We start from the raw sequence: 16,963 nt of genomic DNA, 5'->3' as shown, positions 1-16,963 counted from the left end.
GACAGCGGGCCAGGACGGGAGAAGAGAGATGTACGCATTAGTAAACGGTCGAATCTACAGCGGCCATGAGGTTCTGGATAATCACGCCGTCGTAGTGGCTGACGGGCATATTGCGCGCGTCTGCCCACGGGAATCGCTGTCGGCCGATATTGAGCAGCGGGATATGGCGGGTGCGATTATTGCGCCGGGCTTTATCGATCTGCAGCTTAATGGCTGCGGTGGCGTGCAGTTCAATGACAGCCTGGATGCGCTCAGCATTGAGACGCTGGAAACGATGCAGCGCGCCAATGAAAAGTCTGGCTGCACCAGCTTTTTACCCACGCTGATCACCAGCAGCGACGCTCTGATGAAGCGGGCGATTGAAACCATGCGCGCTTATCTGCAGAAGCATCAGCATCAGGCGCTGGGTCTGCATCTGGAAGGCCCGTGGCTGAGTAAGGCGAAGAAAGGCACCCACGATCCGGCGCTGATTCGTCTGCCCGATCCCGCGATGGTGCAGTATCTCTGTGACAACGCCGACGTCATCACTAAAGTCACCCTGGCACCCGAAAACGCCGGCAGCGATGTGATTCGTCAGTTGACCGACGCCGGAATCATTGTCTCAGCGGGTCACTCGAATGCGACCTATGAAGAGGCGAAAGCGGGCTTTTCTGCTGGCGTGAGTTTCGCAACCCACCTCTATAACGCCATGCCGGTGTTTGCCGGACGTGAACCAGGCCTTATCGGTGCGCTGTTTGATTCGCCTGATGTATACTGCGGCATTATTGCGGATGGTTTACATGTACATTACGCTAACGTACGGAATGCAAAACGCATTAAAGGCGACAAACTGATACTGGTAACGGATGCCACCGCACCGGCTGGCGCTGACATCAGTGAGTTTATTTTTGCAGGTAAAACAATCTATTATCGCGATGGGCTCTGTGTCGATGAAAACGGCACATTAAGTGGTTCTGCCCTGACAATGATTGAAGCGGTACAAAACAGCGTCGAGCATGTGGGCATCGCACTGGACGAAGCGTTACGCATGGCATCACTCTACCCGGCACGGGCGATGGGCGTGGAAAGACGGTTGGGCTCGATCGAAGCAGGAAAAATCGCGAACCTGACTGTGTTTACGCGCGACTTTAAAATCATTAAGACGTTTGTCAACGGAGACGACGTCCTGAGCGAGTAAGCACTGAATGACCACTGGCGGCCAGTCTCAAATAGGAAATGTCGATCTTGTTAAGCAACTCAATAGTGCAGCGGTTTACCGGCTGATCGACCAACAGGGGCCGATATCGCGCATTCAGATTGCCGAACTCAGCCAGCTCGCCCCCGCCAGCGTCACCAAAATTACCCGCCAGTTGATTGAGCGCGGCCTGATCAAAGAGGTAGACCAGCAGGCGTCTACCGGTGGTCGCCGCGCCATCTCGATTATCACTGAAACCCGCCATTTCCATACCATCGGGGTTCGCCTCGGCCGCAACGATGCCACCCTGACTCTGTTCGACCTCAGCGGTAAATCGCTGGCGCAGGAAGATTATGCGCTGCCGGAACGCACTCAGGAGACGCTGGAACATGCGCTGTTTAACGCCATCAGCGGCTTCATTGAACAGCACCAGCGCAAGATACGTGAGCTGATCGCGATTTCTGTCATTCTGCCAGGACTGGTCGATCCGATTAACGGCGTGATCCGTTATATGCCGCACATCTCTGTCAGCCACTGGCCGCTCGTCGCCAGCCTGAAAAAACGTTTCAACGTCACCAGTTTTGTCGGTCACGATATTCGTAGCCTGGCGCTGGCTGAGCACTACTTCGGTGCAAGCCGCGATTGTGCTGACTCGATCCTGGTGCGTTTACACCGTGGCACCGGTGCCGGCATTATTGCCAACGGCCATATCTTTCTCGGCAGCAACGGCAACGTCGGCGAGATCGGCCATATTCAGGTCGACCCACTTGGCGAGCGCTGTCACTGCGGCAACTTTGGCTGCCTGGAAACCATTGCCGCCAACGGCGCCATTGAGAATCGGGTACGACATCTGCTGAGTCAGGGCCATCCCAGCACGCTGACGCTGGAAGCGTGCCAGATGTCTCACATCTGTAAAGCGGCTAATCACGGTGATGCACTGGCCTGCGAAGTGGTCGAGCACGTGGGTCGTTATCTCGGCAAAGCTATCGCGATTGCGATCAACCTGTTTAATCCACAAAAAGTGGTGCTGGCGGGTGAGATTACTGAGGCAGAAAAAGTGCTGCTGCCCGCGATTGAGGGCTGCATCAATACCCAGGCCTTAGAGGCCTTCCGTAAAAATCTGCCGGTGGTGCGTTCCACTCTGGATCATCGTTCTGCGATTGGCGCGTTTGCGCTCGCTAAACGTGCCATGCTTAACGGCATTCTGCTGCAACATCTTCTGGAAGACTAAGCTAACCCGCTGCTTTGGCGGGCCACATCGGATCTGACTATGACCATTAAAAGCGTAATTTGTGATATCGATGGCGTGCTGATGCACGACAACACGGCCGTTCCCGGCGCACAGGAGTTTTTACAGCGTATTCTGGCCAAAGAGATGCCGCTGGTGGTGCTGACGAACTATCCCTCGCAGACCGAGCAGGATCTGGCTAACCGGTTTGCTTCGGCTGGCGTAGAAGTCCCTGAATCTGTTTTCTATACCTCTGCGATGGCTACAGCCGACTTCCTGCGCCGCCAGGAAGGCAAAAAGGCCTATGTGATTGGTGAAGGCGCGCTGATTCATGAACTCTACAAAGCGGGCTTTACCATTACCGATGTGAATCCTGATTTTGTCATCGTCGGAGAAACGCGTTCGTTTAACTGGGACATGATGCATAAAGCGGCCTTCTTTGTGGCTAACGGCGCCCGATTTATTGCCACTAACCCGGATACGCATGCGCGCGGTTTTATTCCCGCCTGTGGCGCGCTCTGTGCGGGTATTGAGAAGATCTCTGGCCGTCGCCCGTTTGTGGTCGGCAAACCCAGCCCCTACATTATGCGTGCCGCGCTGAACAAGATGCAGGCCCACTCGGAAGAGACGGTGATTGTCGGTGACAACCTGCGCACCGATATTCTGGCTGGTTTTCAGGCGGGTCTGGAGACGGTACTGGTGCTGTCCGGCGTCTCGACGCTGAGTGATATTGATGCCATGCCGTTCCGTCCGGACTGGATCTACCCTTCTGTTGCCGACATTGACCTGTTCTGATTCATTTCTCTTATGACGCATCCGGCTAATCTGTGATGCGTCACCCCATTTATGCCCATTCCCCTCTGCTTTTGCTGCCTGTTTTTTGCTCACAAAACCCATTCCATTGCAGATCCAACAACAAAACAACATTTAAATTATCGTTTATTCAATTTTATTGCCATGTGAGCAATATTTTTATCAGTAAATCACGATTACTCTTGCATTGAATGCACTAAATAGCGCATTTTCTTATGTATCACGCAGCGTCAGGCTGCCGGACAAACGTAAAAGATAACATCGCCGTAAGGTGAGCTCAGGAGTCAGTTATGTGTTCAATTTTTGGTGTGCTGGATCTGAAAACCGATCCTGTTGAGCTGCGCAAAAAAGCGCTGGAATGTTCACGCTTAATGCGTCATCGCGGCCCGGACTGGTCAGGCGTCTATGCGGATGACCATGCTATTCTGGCGCATGAACGCCTCTCAATTGTTGACGTTAACAATGGCGCACAGCCGCTGTATAACGCTGATCACACCCACGTACTGGCGGTCAACGGCGAGATTTACAACCATCAGGCACTGCGCGCTGAACTCAGCGATCGATACGAATTTCAGACCGGTTCTGACTGTGAAGTCATTCTGGCGCTCTATCAGGAGAAAGGTGTCGATTTCCTCGATGAGCTGGAAGGCATGTTCGCCTTTATCCTCTATGACACCGTTAAAAAAACGTATCTGATTGGCCGCGACCACATCGGCATCATCCCGCTCTATATGGGTAACGATGAGCACGGCAACCTGTTTGTTGCATCAGAAATGAAAGCGCTGGTGCCAGCCTGTCGTTCGATCAAAGAGTTCCCGCCGGGAAGCTACCTCTCCAGCACCGATGGCGAGATCCGTCGTTACTGGCAGCGTGACTGGATGGAATACAAAAACGTTGAGCACAACACCACCGATGCCGCTGGCCTGAAACACGCGCTGGAAGAGTCTGTGAAAAGCCACCTGATGTCCGATGTGCCTTACGGCGTGCTGCTGTCAGGCGGTCTGGACTCCTCCATCATTTCTGCCGTGACCAAGCGTTTCGCGGCGAAGCGGGTTGAAGATCAGGATAAAAGTGATGCCTGGTGGCCGCAGCTACACTCCTTCGCGGTGGGACTGGAAGGTTCACCCGATTTAAAAGCGGCGAAAACCGTGGCGGAACATCTGGGCACTGTGCACCACGAAATTCATTTCACCGTGCAGGAAGGTCTGGATGCGATTCGCGATGTGATTTATCACATTGAAACCTATGACGTCACGACCATTCGCGCTTCTACACCGATGTACTTAATGTCGCGTAAAATCAAAGCGATGGGTATTAAGATGGTGCTGTCCGGCGAAGGTGCAGACGAAGTGTTTGGCGGCTATCTCTATTTCCATAAAGCGCCAGACGCCAAAGAGTTCCACGAAGAAAACGTGCGTAAACTGCAGGCGCTGCATATGTTCGACTGCGCCCGTGCCAACAAGGCAATGTCCGCCTGGGGCGTTGAAGCCCGCGTACCTTTCCTGGATAAAAAATTCCTGGATGTGGCAATGCGTATCAACCCGGCCGACAAAATGTGTGGCAGCAACGGTAAAATGGAGAAGCACATTCTGCGTGAATGTTTCTCCTCTTACCTGCCGGAGAGCGTGGCGTGGCGTCAGAAAGAGCAGTTCTCGGATGGCGTGGGTTACAGCTGGATCGACTCACTGAAAGAAGTCGCTGCGAAACAAATCAGCGATCAGCAGCTGGCCACCGCCCACTTCCGCTTCCCGTTCAACACGCCGGGTTCGAAAGAGGCTTATCTCTATCGTGAGATCTTTGAAGAGCTGTTCCCGTTAGCAAGCGCGGCAGAGTGTGTGCCTGGTGGTCCATCGGTCGCCTGTTCATCTGCCAAAGCGATTGAGTGGGATGAAGCGTTTAAAAACATGGACGATCCATCAGGACGTGCCGTGGGTGTGCATCAGTCAGCTTACAAATAAGCTGACAGAGAGCCGCCAGAATGGGCCCGCTGCGGCCCATTTTTTTTACGATTAGCATTGTATTCACTGAAAAATTGCCGAATAAACCGCCAGGCTGGTTATAAGCCAGTCAAACAGCAATTATCTGGCAAAAAACGGTAAAAAACTTGTTGACGCTGTCTGGTCAACTCCGCATAATGCGCCCCGCAACGCCGATGAAGGTAACGCGAAAAAAAGATGGCTACGTAGCTCAGCTGGTTAGAGCACAGCACTCATAATGCTGGGGTCACAGGTTCGATTCCCGTCGTAGCCACCATCTTTTTTTGCGGGAGTGGCGAAATTGGTAGACGCACCAGATTTAGGTTCTGGCGCCGCAAGGTGTGCGAGTTCAAGTCTCGCCTCCCGCACCATTTCATTATTCGGCAGCGTGGATGGGATATCGCCAAGCGGTAAGGCACCGGTTTTTGATACCGGCATTCCCTGGTTCGAATCCAGGTATCCCAGCCAATTTCGATGATTCTTGTATGCTGAGAACGGACGAATGGGATATCGCCAAGCGGTAAGGCACCGGTTTTTGATACCGGCATTCCCTGGTTCGAATCCAGGTATCCCAGCCATCATTGAAATGCAGTACAATTTGGCTACGTAGCTCAGCTGGTTAGAGCACAGCACTCATAATGCTGGGGTCACAGGTTCGATTCCCGTCGTAGCCACCATATAATTGGGGTGTCGCCAAGCGGTAAGGCACTGGTTTCTGATACCAGCATTCCGGGGTTCGAATCCCTGCACCCCAGCCATACAAAGACAATTTGAAAAACCCATTATTGGGGTGTCGCCAAGCGGTAAGGCACTGGTTTCTGATACCAGCATTCCGGGGTTCGAATCCCTGCACCCCAGCCAAATTGCACAACCAGGCCCGCTTTTGCGGGCTTTGTTGTTTTTGTACCTTCCCAAACTTTCCACTCTTAATGATTGCTGGCCCGCCCCGCGGCGAGCCTCAATGCGCAATCGGCTATAAACCCAGTGCGTATCGCAATACCTGCCGCTTCAGTACGCCGGAATGCTCGGCAGCAATCAGTCCGAGATTACGCGCGAAACGCAGGGGTGCCAGCTGATTGCTGAAGGCAAAGTAAAACAGATCCATTCCGCCCTGCATCAGCATATTGTCTTTACGACGCTGCCGGTGATAGCGCTGCAGTATCCGCTCCGACGCCCAGTCTTCAGCCGCACCGCGCGCACTGACCAACACATCAATCAACGCATCGATATCGCGATAGCCCAGATTCACGCCCTGCCCGGCCAGCGGGTTAATGGTATGTGCAGCGTCTCCGACCAGCGCCAGTCCCGGCAGGACATAGCGTGACGCATGACGGCGCACCAGCGGGAAGCCACCCGCCGCATGGGCTTTGAAACGCCCTAATCGCGCCGGGAAGTGGCTGGCGATCTCTTTTTCCAGCTGAGCCATCGGCATCGCCTGCAGCTGACGCACTCTTGCGGGCGCGTCATACCAGACCAGTGAGGCCCGGTTGCCATAGAGCGGCAGGAAAGCGCGCGGCCCCTGCGGCGTAAAGTGCTGCCAGGTGGCGTCCCCTGCCGGATGTTCACAGGTCACGCTGATCAGTAAGCAGGACTGCGCATAGCTCCAGCCATGAATCCCGATGCCCGCCATCTGCCGCACCTGAGAGTTCGCGCCATCTGCGCCAACCACCAGCCGGGTGTGTAAGGCCACGCCGTCATCGAGATCAACGCGCCAGCCACCATTTTCTGGCTGCAGGTTCTCCAGCGTGGCCGGGCAAAAGCATGTCACGCCCAGCGACTGCATTTCTTCCCATAACGCCCGCTGAAGCACGCTGTTCTCGACCATAAAGCCCAGCTCGGGCAGCCCCAGCGAAGCCGCATCGAAACTCACCTGCGCCGTCTGCCACTCCCAGGTTTCCAGCCTGCGATAGGGCGCGCTGCGCATCGCTTCGACCCGGGGCCAGACGTTGAGCTGCTTCAGCAACGCCACCGAGGAGGAGCCGATCGCTGAAATGCGCAGATCGGGATCGCTGTCGGCATCAAACGGTGCCGGTTCGGCACGCTCGATCACCGCCACGCGAAAATGTTGCTGTGTCAGTCCACATGCCAGCGCAGCACCGACCATGCCACCGCCGACAATCACGACATCAAACTGATTATCCTGCATTGATTATGTCCTTCTCTGATTCCCGCCAGCCTGCGCAACACGGGTCTGAATAGAGCAAAGTGTACCGGAAAACGCGATGGCTGGCAGAAAAGCCCTCAGGCTGGTCACCACAGCATCAAAGCATTACAATACGCGCCCCTCACTTCACTGCACTGAATCAATGGCTAGCGCGATGACAAAAAAACTGCATATCAAAACCTGGGGATGTCAGATGAATGAGTATGATTCATCGAAGATGTCTGATCTGCTGAACAGTACGCACGGCTATACGCTGACCGAGGTCCCTGAAGAGGCGGATATTCTGCTGCTTAACACCTGTTCTATTCGTGAGAAAGCGCAGGAGAAGGTGTTCCACCTGCTGGGACGCTGGAGAAAACTTAAAGAGCGCAATCCGGATGTGATTATCGGCGTAGGGGGCTGTGTGGCGTCGCAGGAAGGGGATCATATCCGCCAGCGTGCGCCCTGCGTCGATATCGTTTTTGGTCCGCAGACACTGCATCGCCTGCCTGAGATGATCAACACCGTGCGCGGCACCAAAAGCCCGGTGGTCGACATCAGCTTCCCGGAAATCGAGAAATTCGACCGTCTGCCGGAACCGCGTGCAGAAGGTCCGACAGCCTTTGTCTCCATCATGGAAGGCTGCAACAAATATTGTACTTTCTGCGTGGTGCCTTACACCCGCGGTGAGGAAGTGAGCCGTCCCAGCGATGACATTCTGCTGGAGATCGCGCAGCTGGCGGCGCAGGGTGTGCGTGAAGTTAACCTGCTCGGGCAGAACGTCAATGCCTACCGCGGTGCCACCTTTGATGGTGAGATCTGTACCTTCGCTGAGCTGCTCCGCCTGGTGGCCGCCATCGACGGTATCGACCGCATTCGTTTCACCACCAGCCACCCGATTGAGTTCACCGATGACATCATCGAGGTCTACCGTGATACCCCAGAACTGGTGAGTTTCCTGCACCTGCCGATTCAGAGTGGCTCAGACCGTATTCTGACGCTGATGAAGCGTGCTCATACTGCGCTGGAATATAAGTCGATTATCCGCAAGCTGCGCGCGGCGCGCCCGGATATTGAGATCAGCTCCGACTTCATCATCGGCTTCCCCGGTGAGACGCAGCAGGATTTTGAGCAGACCATGAAGCTCATCGCCGAAATCAATTTCGATGTCAGCTTCAGCTTTGTCTACTCGGCCCGTCCCGGCACGCCAGCCGCTGACCTGCCGGATGATGTCAGCGAAGAGGAGAAAAAGCAGCGTCTGTGGATCCTGCAGGAGCGCATCAACCAGCAGGCGCAGGCGGTCAGTCGCCGCATGGTGGGCACCGTGCAGCGTATTCTGGTGGAAGGTATCTCCCGCAAGAACGTCATGGAAGTCTCTGGCCGCACCGAAAATAACCGTGTGGTTAATTTCGAAGGCACGCCTGAGATGATTGGCCGCTTTGTGGATGTGGAAATCGTCGATGTCTATACCAACTCGCTGCGCGGCATACTGGTGCGTACAGAAGATGAGATGGGGCTGCGTATGGCGGAAAGTCCGGCGTCAGTGATTGCCCGTACCCGCAAAGAAAACGAAATCGGCGTGAGCCTGTTCCAGCCGTGATGCCTGCTATACTGTGCGGCAGCGCGCATCGCGTTGCCGCCAATTTCATTTTGCGCCACTTGGTTTCTGACAGTGTCGCCCAAATATCTCTCCTTAAGCTTGCGCCCAGGCGTTACGGCATAAATAATTTCGTTATGGTGCATCCGGTTAAGCCCAACGGTGCGTCAGACACATCCCATAACTGGCCCTGAGTGACCCAAAGGATTCGTTTGAATATCGAAACTCGTGAAATCGCCCTTGAACCGGCTGATAACCGTCGACTGATGAGCCTGTGTGGGCCTTTCGACGACAATGTGAAACAACTTGAGCGTCGTCTGGGCATTGAGATCAATCGTCGCGACAACGTCTTTAAGCTGGTGGGACGTCCACTTTGCGTCAATGCCGCCGCAGATATTCTGAAAACCCTGTATGTCGACACCGCGCCGATGCGTGGTGAGATCCCGGATATCGAGCCTGACCAGATTCACCTGGCGATCAAAGAGAGCCGGGTGCTGGAGCAAACGGCCGAAAGCGTGCCGGAGTACGGTAAAGCGGTCAATATCAAGACCAAGCGTGGTGTGATTAAACCGCGCACGCCAAACCAGGCCCAGTACATTGCCAACGTGCTCGACCACGACATCACCTTTGGTGTCGGCCCGGCCGGTACCGGTAAAACCTATCTGGCGGTCGCCGCAGCCGTCGATGCGCTGGAGCGTCAGGAGATTCGCCGCATCATGCTGACCCGCCCTGCCGTTGAAGCGGGTGAAAAGCTCGGCTTCCTGCCAGGCGACCTGAGCCAGAAAGTCGACCCTTATCTGCGTCCACTCTACGATGCGCTGTTCGAAATGCTTGGCTTCGAGCGGGTAGAAAAGCTGATGGAGCGCAACGTCATTGAAGTTGCCCCGCTGGCCTACATGCGCGGTCGTACCCTGAATGATGCGTTCATCATTCTTGATGAGAGCCAGAACACCACCATCGAACAGATGAAGATGTTCCTGACGCGTATCGGCTTTAACTCTAAAGCAGTGATCACCGGCGACGTCACCCAGATTGACCTGCCGCGTCACGTTAAGTCAGGCCTGCGTCATGCTATTGAGGTGCTGGCGGACGTTGAAGAGATCAGCTTTAACTTCTTCCACAGCGAAGATGTGGTGCGCCATCCGGTGGTTGCCCGCATCGTCACCGCCTATGAAGCCTGGGAAGCGGCCGATCAGACCCGTCGCGACCAGCAGGCCGAAGAGCGTAAACGCGAAGCCCTGGCTGCACAGAGCGCCACGCAGGAGAACAAATGAGCGAGGTCATTCTCGACCTGCAGGTCGCCTGTGAAAACAGCGCGGACCTGCCGGATGAAAGCCAGTTTCATCGCTGGCTGTCAGCCGCTGTCACCCCTTTCCAGCCCGACAGCGAAGTGACGGTACGTCTGGTTGATGAAGCGGAGAGTCATGAGCTTAATCTGACTTATCGTGGAAAAGACAAACCGACCAACGTGCTCTCCTTCCCGTTTGAAGCGCCGCCGGGCATTGAGCTGCCTTTGCTTGGCGATCTGATTATCTGCCGCCAGGTGGTTGAGCAGGAAGCCGCTGAACAGGGTAAAAGCGTTGAAGCCCACTGGGCGCATATGGTGGTACATGGCACGCTGCATCTGCTGGGTTACGACCATATTGAAGACGACGAAGCTGACGAGATGGAAGGACTGGAGACCGAGATAATGCTTGCTCTTGGGTATCCTGATCCGTACATTTCGGAGAAAGAAGACGCCTGAATCCTGAATTCTGGCTATCCGGCTGTCAGCACCGTTTGCTGACAGCACCTATTCCTCACCAGAGAGATCTTTAAAAACCGCCATGAGCGACGACCATTCTCAAAACAGCGATGCACCCAGTAGTAAAAAGGGATTTTTCTCCCTGTTGATCAACCAACTCTTCCACGGTGAACCGAAAAGCCGTGATGAGTTACTGGAGCTGATCCGCGACTCGAATAACAAAGAGCTGATTGACCAGGATACCCGCGACATGCTCGAAGGGGTTCTGGATATTGCGGAGCAGCGCGTGCGTGACATCATGATCCCGCGCTCGCAAATGATCACCCTGAAACGTAATCAGAGCCTCGAAGAGTGTCTGGATGTCATCATCGAATCCGCCCATTCCCGCTTCCCGGTGATCAGCGAAGATAAAGATCATGTGGAAGGGATTCTGATGGCGAAAGATCTGCTGCCGTTTATGAGCAGCGAATCTGAGCCTTTCAGCATTGAGAAAGTCCTGCGTCCTGCGGTGGTGGTGCCTGAAAGTAAGCGTGTTGACCGGATGCTGAAAGAGTTCCGTTCCCAGCGCTACCACATGGCGATCGTCATTGATGAGTTTGGTGGTGTCTCCGGTCTGGTGACCATTGAAGACATTCTGGAACTGATCGTCGGTGAGATTGAAGATGAGTATGACGATGAAGAAGATCGTGATATCCGTCAGCTCAACCGTCACACCTTTACCGTGCGCGCGCTGACCGCCATTGAAGATTTCAATGAGGTGTTTGGCACCCAGTTCAGTGACGATGAAGTCGACACGATTGGTGGTCTGGTGATGCAGGGCTTCGGCCATCTGCCCGCGCGCGGTGAAAGCATCGAGATTGAGGGTTACCAGTTCAAGGTGGCGATGGCTGACAGCCGCCGCATCATCCAGGTTCACGTGACTATCCCGGAAAATTCGCCACAACCTCAACTGGAAGACGAATAAGTCTATGGCTTTAGCCTCACTCTACCCGCGCCAGCGGGTTCGCCTGCTGCTGGCTTTAATAACGGGTGCAGTTGGCACCCTCGCCTTCTCTCCTTATGATTTCTGGCCTGCCGCACTGCTGTCGCTATGCGGCTTACAGTTGCTGACTCTGAACCGTACCAGCCCGCAGGCCACCGCGATCGGCTTTGTCTGGGGATTGGGTCTGTTCGGCAGCGGCATCAACTGGGTTTACGTCAGCGTCGCCACCTTTGGCGGCATGCCTGGCCCGGTTAATGTCTTTATCGTGGCATTGCTGGCAGCTTATCTGTCGATCTACCCGGCGCTGTTTGCTGGCGTACTGAATCGCATCTGGCCGCGCACGACGCTGTGGCGACTGGCGCTGGCCGCACCGGCCTTGTGGCAGATGACCGAGTTCCTGCGTGGCTGGGTGCTGACCGGCTTTCCGTGGCTGCAGTTTGGTTACAGCCAGATTGATGGCCCGCTAAAAGGCCTGGCCCCGCTGGCGGGTGTCGAGACGCTGACCTTCCTGCTGATGGTGGTCGCGGGTCTGCTGGCCTATGCCCTGCAGCAGCGCAATGTCAGAAGTCTGGTCGCCGCGCTGCTGCTGCTGGCCCTGCCGTGGCCGTTGCGCTACATCCAGTGGGTTCAGCCGATGCCCGAGCGTGCCGTCGAGGTGGCGCTGGTGCAGGGAAACATCCCGCAGTCGATGAAGTGGGATCCGCAGCAACTGCTCACAACCCTGCGCATTTACAACGGTCTGAGCCAACCGCTGATCGGCAAAGCGCCGATTATCATCTGGCCGGAATCGGCGATTACCGATCTGGAAAGTAATCAGCAGCCGTTCCTGCGTTCGCTGGATGATGAACTGCGTGAACGCGGCAGTTCGCTGGTCACCGGTATCGTGGACTCCCGGCTGGAGCAGAACCGTTATCACGATTACAACACCGTGATTGTGCTGGGCGGTAAGGCGCCGTACAACTACTTCAGCGGCAATCGTTACCAGAAGAATCACCTGGTGCCGTTTGGCGAGTTTGTGCCGCTGGCCGATCTGCTGCGTCCGCTCGCCCCGTTCTTCGATCTGCCGATGTCAGCCTTCAGTCGTGGCAACTATCTTCAGCCGCAGCTGAGCGTAGCGGGCTACAATCTGACCAGCGCTATCTGTTATGAGATCGTGCTGGGTGAACAGGTGCGAGCCAACTTCCATCCTGATACTAACTTCCTGCTGACCGTGTCGAACGATGCCTGGTTTGGTCACTCTATCGGCCCGTGGCAGCACTTCCAGATGGCGAGGATGCGGGCGCTGGAACTGGGTCGTCCGCTGTTGCGCAGCACCAATAATGGTGTGACGGCGGTGGTCAATGCCAGCGGTGATGTGGAAGCCATGCTGCCGCAGTTTACCCGCGATGTGCTGACCAGCAAGGTCACGCCGACGCAAGGGGAAACCCCGTATGCGCGGGCTGGCATCTGGCCTGTGTGGTCACTGACGCTGCTGGCGGCGTTGATAGCCCTGCTGCGCCGACGTCGATAACTCATCAGTCACTAAAAGGCGAAGCGCAGGCTTCGCCTTTTTTGTTTCTTCCCCCGATATAACTCACTCCCCTGACCGCATACTCTGCTGCCTTTCTCGCCCTGCACCGCTTTCTGGCACGATGATTGCAAAATGTTTCACTGTTTTTCGCTAACAGGCTGATTGCAGGCGCTGCCGCGAGGCGGGCTGCACCAAAACAGTCGCACCTCCTGCACCGTTAACGCGCAGTGTGAGAAATTTGCCTTTTTTTGGTGCGGATCACCTCGCAAAAAAGAAACTTTTTTGTTTCATTGCGTTAACAATCCGCTATGTTAGTGACTCTTCTGCGCCCAATTAATCCGCAGAATGAGCAGAAACGCAGCAGAAAACAGACACAACATCATAATCAGCACAGGTTATATCCTGTGCCTTTTTCATACGAAGGAGTTGGAACATGCAACTACGCAAAGTGGCATTATCTCTTCTGCTGATCAGCGCAGCGGCGGGAGCGGCCCAGGCGGAAGATCTCAGCGGCACCCTGAAGAAGATCAATGACAATGGCGTCATTGTGGTCGGGCATCGCGAATCATCAGTTCCCTTTTCTTATTATGACAACCAGCAAAAAGTCGTCGGCTATTCACAGGATTACTCAAACGCCATCGTGGAAGCCATCAAAGCGAAGCTGAACAAGCCTGACCTGCAGGTCAAAATGATTCCAATCACCTCACAAAACCGTATTCCGTTGCTGCAAAACGGCACCTACGATTATGAGTGTGGCTCTACCACTAATAACCTTGAGCGCCAGAAACAGGCTGCCTTCTCTGACACCATTTTTGTCATCGGCACTCGTCTGCTGGTTAAGAAAGATGGCCCGATCAAAGATTTCGCTGATCTGAAAGGCAAAACCGTCGTCGTGACCTCAGGGACCACGTCTGAAGTGCTGCTGCACAAACTCAACGACGAACAGAAACTGGATATGCGCATCATCAGCGCCAAAGATCACGGTGACTCCTTCCGTACGCTGGAAACCGGTCGTGCCGTGGCCTTTATGATGGATGATGCCCTGCTGGCTGGCGAACGCGCCAAAGCCAAAAAGCCGGACAACTGGGAAATCTTAGGCACGCCACAGTCTAAAGAGGCTTATGGCTGCATGCTGCGTAAAGATGATCCGCAGTTCAAAACCCTGGTGGATGACACCATCGCCAAAGCCCAGACATCAGGTCAGGCAGAAAAATGGTTTGAGAACTGGTTCAAAAAACCCATCCCGCCAAAGAACCTGAACATGAACTTTGAACTGTCTGACGACATGAAAGCGCTGTTCAAAACGCCAAATGACAAAGCACTGAATTAACAAAAAAATACCCAATGGATTTCAGGTTGCATTGAGGCGGCAGGAGAATGACTCCGGATGCGCTTACTCCGGTAAGTGCTTCGGGTGAGTAAACCTGGCCAACAAACATTCAGCCTGAATGACGACGGGTATAACAAGGGCGGCCTGGCTGCCCTCTCGATTGCTGAAACCGCGGCATGGACAGACAGACTGACACGGGTCGTTCCCCTGAGTCAGGAAATAAAACGCCGTTCATCAATCTTCAGGGTAGCTTAGCTACCCTTTTTTTCCGGAGCTCGTTATGGGTATCGATTGGAACTGGGGCATATTCCTCGAACAGGCCCCGTTCGGTAACACGACCTACCTCGGCTGGCTGTGGTCCGGTTTTCAGGTGACGATCGCTGTCTCCTGCTGCGCCTGGATTATCGCCTTCTGCGTGGGTTCATTTTTTGGCATTCTGCGCACCGTGCCGAATCGCCTGCTCTCGACCATTGGCACCTGCTATGTCGAACTGTTTCGTAACATCCCGCTGATCGTCCAGTTCTTCTTCTGGTATCTGGTGGCACCCGAGCTGGTGGGCGAAAAGCTCGGCATGTGGTTTAAGTCTGAGCTGGACCCCAATATTCAGTTCTTCCTCTCTTCAATGATCTGTCTTGGCCTTTTTACCGCCGCCCGCGTTTGCGAGCAGGTGCGCGCGGCGATTCAGTCACTGCCGAGTGGACAGAAGAATGCCGGTCTGGCGATGGGATTAACCCTGCCGCAAACCTATCGCTACGTGCTGCTGCCGAATGCGTATCGCGTGATTGTCCCGCCGATGACCTCGGAAATGCTGAACCTGGTGAAGAACTCCGCTATCGCCTCTACCATTGGTCTGGTCGATATGGCGGCACAGGCGGGCAAACTGCTCGACTATTCTGCGCACGCCTATGAATCCTTTACCGCTATTACGCTGGCCTACGTCGCGATTAACCTGGTGATTATGTTGTTGATGAGTCTGGTCGAGCGCAAAGTCCGGCTGCCAGGCAATGCGGGAGGCAAGTAATGTACGATTTTGACTGGAGTTCGATTGCGCCCAGCCTGCCCTATCTGCTTAACGGTTTAGTGATTACCTTCAAGATCACGATTACCGCGGTGGTGTTCGGCATTCTGTGGGGCACCCTGCTGGCGGTGATGCGTCTGTCGACCTTTAAGCCGATCAGCTGGTTCGCCAAAATTTATGTCAACCTGTTCCGCTCAGTACCGCTGGTCATGGTGCTGCTGTGGTTCTATCTGGTGGTGCCGAGTTTCCTGCAGCAGGTGCTGGGCCTGTCGCCTAAAACCGATATCCGCCTGATTTCAGCCATGGTCGCCTTTTCGCTGTTCGAAGCGGCGTACTACTCAGAGATCATTCGTGCCGGCATCATCAGTATCTCCCGTGGACAGGGCAATGCTGCGCTGGCGCTGGGCATGACGCAGTGGCAGTCCATGAAACTGATTATTCTGCCGCAGGCATTCCGCGCGATGGTTCCGCTGTTACTGACGCAGGGTATCGTGCTGTTCCAGGATACCTCGCTGGTCTATGTCTTAAGCCTGGCGGACTTCTTCCGTACCGCGTCCACCATTGGTGAGCGCGACGGTACCCAGGTTGAAATGGTTCTGTTTGCAGGTCTGGTCTACTTCGTTATCAGCCTGAGCGCATCGCTGTTGGTCAGCTATCTAAAAAGAAAAAGGACGGTTTAAATGATTAGCCTGAAAAATGTTTCTAAGTGGTATGGTCACTTTCAGGTGCTGACCGACTGCTCAACCGAAGTCAAAACCGGTGAAGTGGTGGTGGTGTGCGGCCCGTCCGGCTCCGGTAAATCGACGCTGATCAAAACGGTGAACGGACTTGAGCCGGTTCAGCAGGGCGTGATTGCGGTAAACGGCACCGAGGTGAACAACAAAAAAACCAATCTGGCACAGCTTCGCAGTCAGGTCGGCATGGTGTTCCAGCACTTCGAGCTATTCCCGCATCTGAGCATTATCAACAACCTGGTGCTGGCGCAGGTGAAAGTGCTGAAGCGCGATAAAGCGGCGGCCCGCGATAAAGGTCTGAAGCTGCTGAAGCGTGTGGGACTGTCAGCGCATGCTGAGAAGTTTCCCGGCCAGCTCTCTGGCGGTCAGCAGCAGCGCGTGGCGATAGCGCGTGCGCTCTGTATGGATCCTATCGCGATGCTGTTTGATGAACCGACTTCCGCGCTGGATCCGGAAATGATCAATGAAGTGCTGGATGTGATGGTTGAACTGGCACAGGAGGGGATGACGATGATGGTGGTGACACACGAAATGGGCTTCGCCCGTAAAGTCGCCAATCGCGTAATCTTCATGGATGAAGGGAAAATTATCGAAGACACCAACAAAGATGACTTCTTTAATAATCCACAGTCAGACCGCGCTAAAGATTTCCTCGCTAAAATTCTGCACTAAATAACGTGTGCGGGTCACGCAGAGTGGCCCGCACAGGTTTTA

At 54.7% G+C, this 16,963-nt stretch carries 14 protein-coding genes and 7 tRNA genes; 20 read left to right on the top strand and 1 reads right to left on the bottom strand.

Annotated elements, in window-relative coordinates:
- The first annotated feature begins 28 nt into the window (after positions 1-28).
- The 11 genes from nagA (at position 29) to ACN1CO_RS01380 (ending at position 6,052) form a co-directional block, all read left to right on the top strand.
- Positions 29-1,177: an N-acetylglucosamine-6-phosphate deacetylase gene (gene nagA / locus ACN1CO_RS01430; protein ID WP_419137117.1), complete on the top strand. Its 1,149-nt coding sequence runs from the start codon at positions 29-31 to the stop codon at positions 1,175-1,177.
- Positions 1,178-1,184: 7 nt separating this feature from the next.
- Positions 1,185-2,405, top strand: coding sequence for a DNA-binding transcriptional regulator NagC (gene nagC / locus ACN1CO_RS01425; protein ID WP_419137115.1), 1,221 nt, complete (start codon positions 1,185-1,187; stop codon positions 2,403-2,405).
- 39 nt (positions 2,406-2,444) lie between these two features.
- Positions 2,445-3,197 carry an HAD-IIA family hydrolase gene (locus tag ACN1CO_RS01420; protein WP_090963012.1) on the top strand — a complete coding sequence of 251 codons (753 nt, stop codon included), beginning with the start codon at positions 2,445-2,447 and terminating at the stop codon, positions 3,195-3,197.
- A 308-nt stretch (positions 3,198-3,505) separates the two neighbouring features.
- Positions 3,506-5,173, top strand: coding sequence for an asparagine synthase B (gene asnB, locus ACN1CO_RS01415; RefSeq protein ID WP_419137113.1), 1,668 nt, complete (start codon positions 3,506-3,508; stop codon positions 5,171-5,173).
- A 218-nt stretch (positions 5,174-5,391) separates the two neighbouring features.
- Positions 5,392-5,468 (top strand) — tRNA-Met (locus ACN1CO_RS01410).
- A 9-nt stretch (positions 5,469-5,477) separates the two neighbouring features.
- A tRNA-Leu gene (locus tag ACN1CO_RS01405) sits at positions 5,478-5,562 on the top strand.
- Between the two features lie 22 nt (positions 5,563-5,584).
- Positions 5,585-5,659: transfer RNA gene (locus ACN1CO_RS01400), tRNA-Gln, on the top strand.
- 35 nt (positions 5,660-5,694) lie between these two features.
- Positions 5,695-5,769, top strand: a tRNA-Gln gene (locus tag ACN1CO_RS01395).
- A 22-nt stretch (positions 5,770-5,791) separates the two neighbouring features.
- Positions 5,792-5,868, top strand: a tRNA-Met gene (locus ACN1CO_RS01390).
- A gap of 6 nt (positions 5,869-5,874) precedes the next feature.
- A tRNA-Gln gene (locus ACN1CO_RS01385) sits at positions 5,875-5,949 on the top strand.
- 28 nt (positions 5,950-5,977) lie between these two features.
- Positions 5,978-6,052, top strand: a tRNA-Gln gene (locus ACN1CO_RS01380).
- Between the two features lie 112 nt (positions 6,053-6,164).
- Here the strand turns inward: ACN1CO_RS01380 and ubiF are convergent.
- Positions 6,165-7,337 carry a 3-demethoxyubiquinol 3-hydroxylase gene (gene ubiF / locus ACN1CO_RS01375; protein WP_419137111.1) on the bottom strand — a complete coding sequence of 391 codons (1,173 nt, stop codon included), beginning with the start codon at positions 7,335-7,337 and terminating at the stop codon, positions 6,165-6,167.
- A 172-nt stretch (positions 7,338-7,509) separates the two neighbouring features.
- Between ubiF and miaB the strand changes: the two genes are divergently transcribed.
- The 9 genes from miaB to ACN1CO_RS01330 all read left to right on the top strand — a co-directional run bounded on the left by miaB (position 7,510) and on the right by ACN1CO_RS01330 (position 16,921).
- Positions 7,510-8,934: a tRNA (N6-isopentenyl adenosine(37)-C2)-methylthiotransferase MiaB gene (miaB, locus tag ACN1CO_RS01370; protein ID WP_419137110.1), complete on the top strand. Its 1,425-nt coding sequence runs from the start codon at positions 7,510-7,512 to the stop codon at positions 8,932-8,934.
- A gap of 209 nt (positions 8,935-9,143) precedes the next feature.
- The gene (locus tag ACN1CO_RS01365; RefSeq protein WP_136198207.1) at positions 9,144-10,205 is read left to right on the top strand and encodes a PhoH family protein; all 1,062 of its coding nucleotides are present in this window, start codon (positions 9,144-9,146) and stop codon (positions 10,203-10,205) included.
- Positions 10,202-10,675, top strand: coding sequence for an rRNA maturation RNase YbeY (gene ybeY / locus ACN1CO_RS01360; RefSeq protein ID WP_419137107.1), 474 nt, complete (start codon positions 10,202-10,204; stop codon positions 10,673-10,675). The genes ACN1CO_RS01365 and ybeY overlap by 4 nt, the downstream gene beginning before the upstream one ends.
- An 82-nt stretch (positions 10,676-10,757) precedes the next feature.
- Positions 10,758-11,639 carry a CNNM family magnesium/cobalt transport protein CorC gene (gene corC, locus ACN1CO_RS01355; protein ID WP_008925004.1) on the top strand — a complete coding sequence of 294 codons (882 nt, stop codon included), beginning with the start codon at positions 10,758-10,760 and terminating at the stop codon, positions 11,637-11,639.
- A 4-nt stretch (positions 11,640-11,643) separates the two neighbouring features.
- Complete coding sequence (gene lnt / locus ACN1CO_RS01350) at positions 11,644-13,167, top strand: apolipoprotein N-acyltransferase (RefSeq protein WP_419137106.1); 1,524 nt, start codon at positions 11,644-11,646, stop codon at positions 13,165-13,167.
- A gap of 433 nt (positions 13,168-13,600) precedes the next feature.
- Positions 13,601-14,497, top strand: a complete 897-nt coding sequence (locus tag ACN1CO_RS01345; RefSeq protein WP_419137104.1) for an amino acid ABC transporter substrate-binding protein — start codon at positions 13,601-13,603, stop codon at positions 14,495-14,497.
- A gap of 280 nt (positions 14,498-14,777) precedes the next feature.
- Positions 14,778-15,518 carry an amino acid ABC transporter permease gene (locus ACN1CO_RS01340; RefSeq protein WP_010258960.1) on the top strand — a complete coding sequence of 247 codons (741 nt, stop codon included), beginning with the start codon at positions 14,778-14,780 and terminating at the stop codon, positions 15,516-15,518.
- Positions 15,518-16,195 (top strand): glutamate/aspartate ABC transporter permease GltK, encoded by a 678-nt coding sequence (gene gltK, locus ACN1CO_RS01335; RefSeq protein WP_419137102.1) that lies wholly within the window; start codon positions 15,518-15,520, stop codon positions 16,193-16,195. The genes ACN1CO_RS01340 and gltK overlap by 1 nt, the downstream gene beginning before the upstream one ends.
- Positions 16,196-16,921, top strand: coding sequence for an amino acid ABC transporter ATP-binding protein (locus ACN1CO_RS01330; protein ID WP_013357105.1), 726 nt, complete (start codon positions 16,196-16,198; stop codon positions 16,919-16,921).
- Positions 16,922-16,963 lie beyond the last annotated feature (42 nt).

It is taken from the genome of Pantoea sp. R13S299 (genome assembly GCF_048515925.1).
Taxonomy (GTDB): Bacteria; Pseudomonadota; Gammaproteobacteria; order Enterobacterales; family Enterobacteriaceae; genus Pantoea.
Note: the sequence above shows the minus strand (reverse complement) of the source record. Positions and strands in the feature narration are given on the sequence as shown.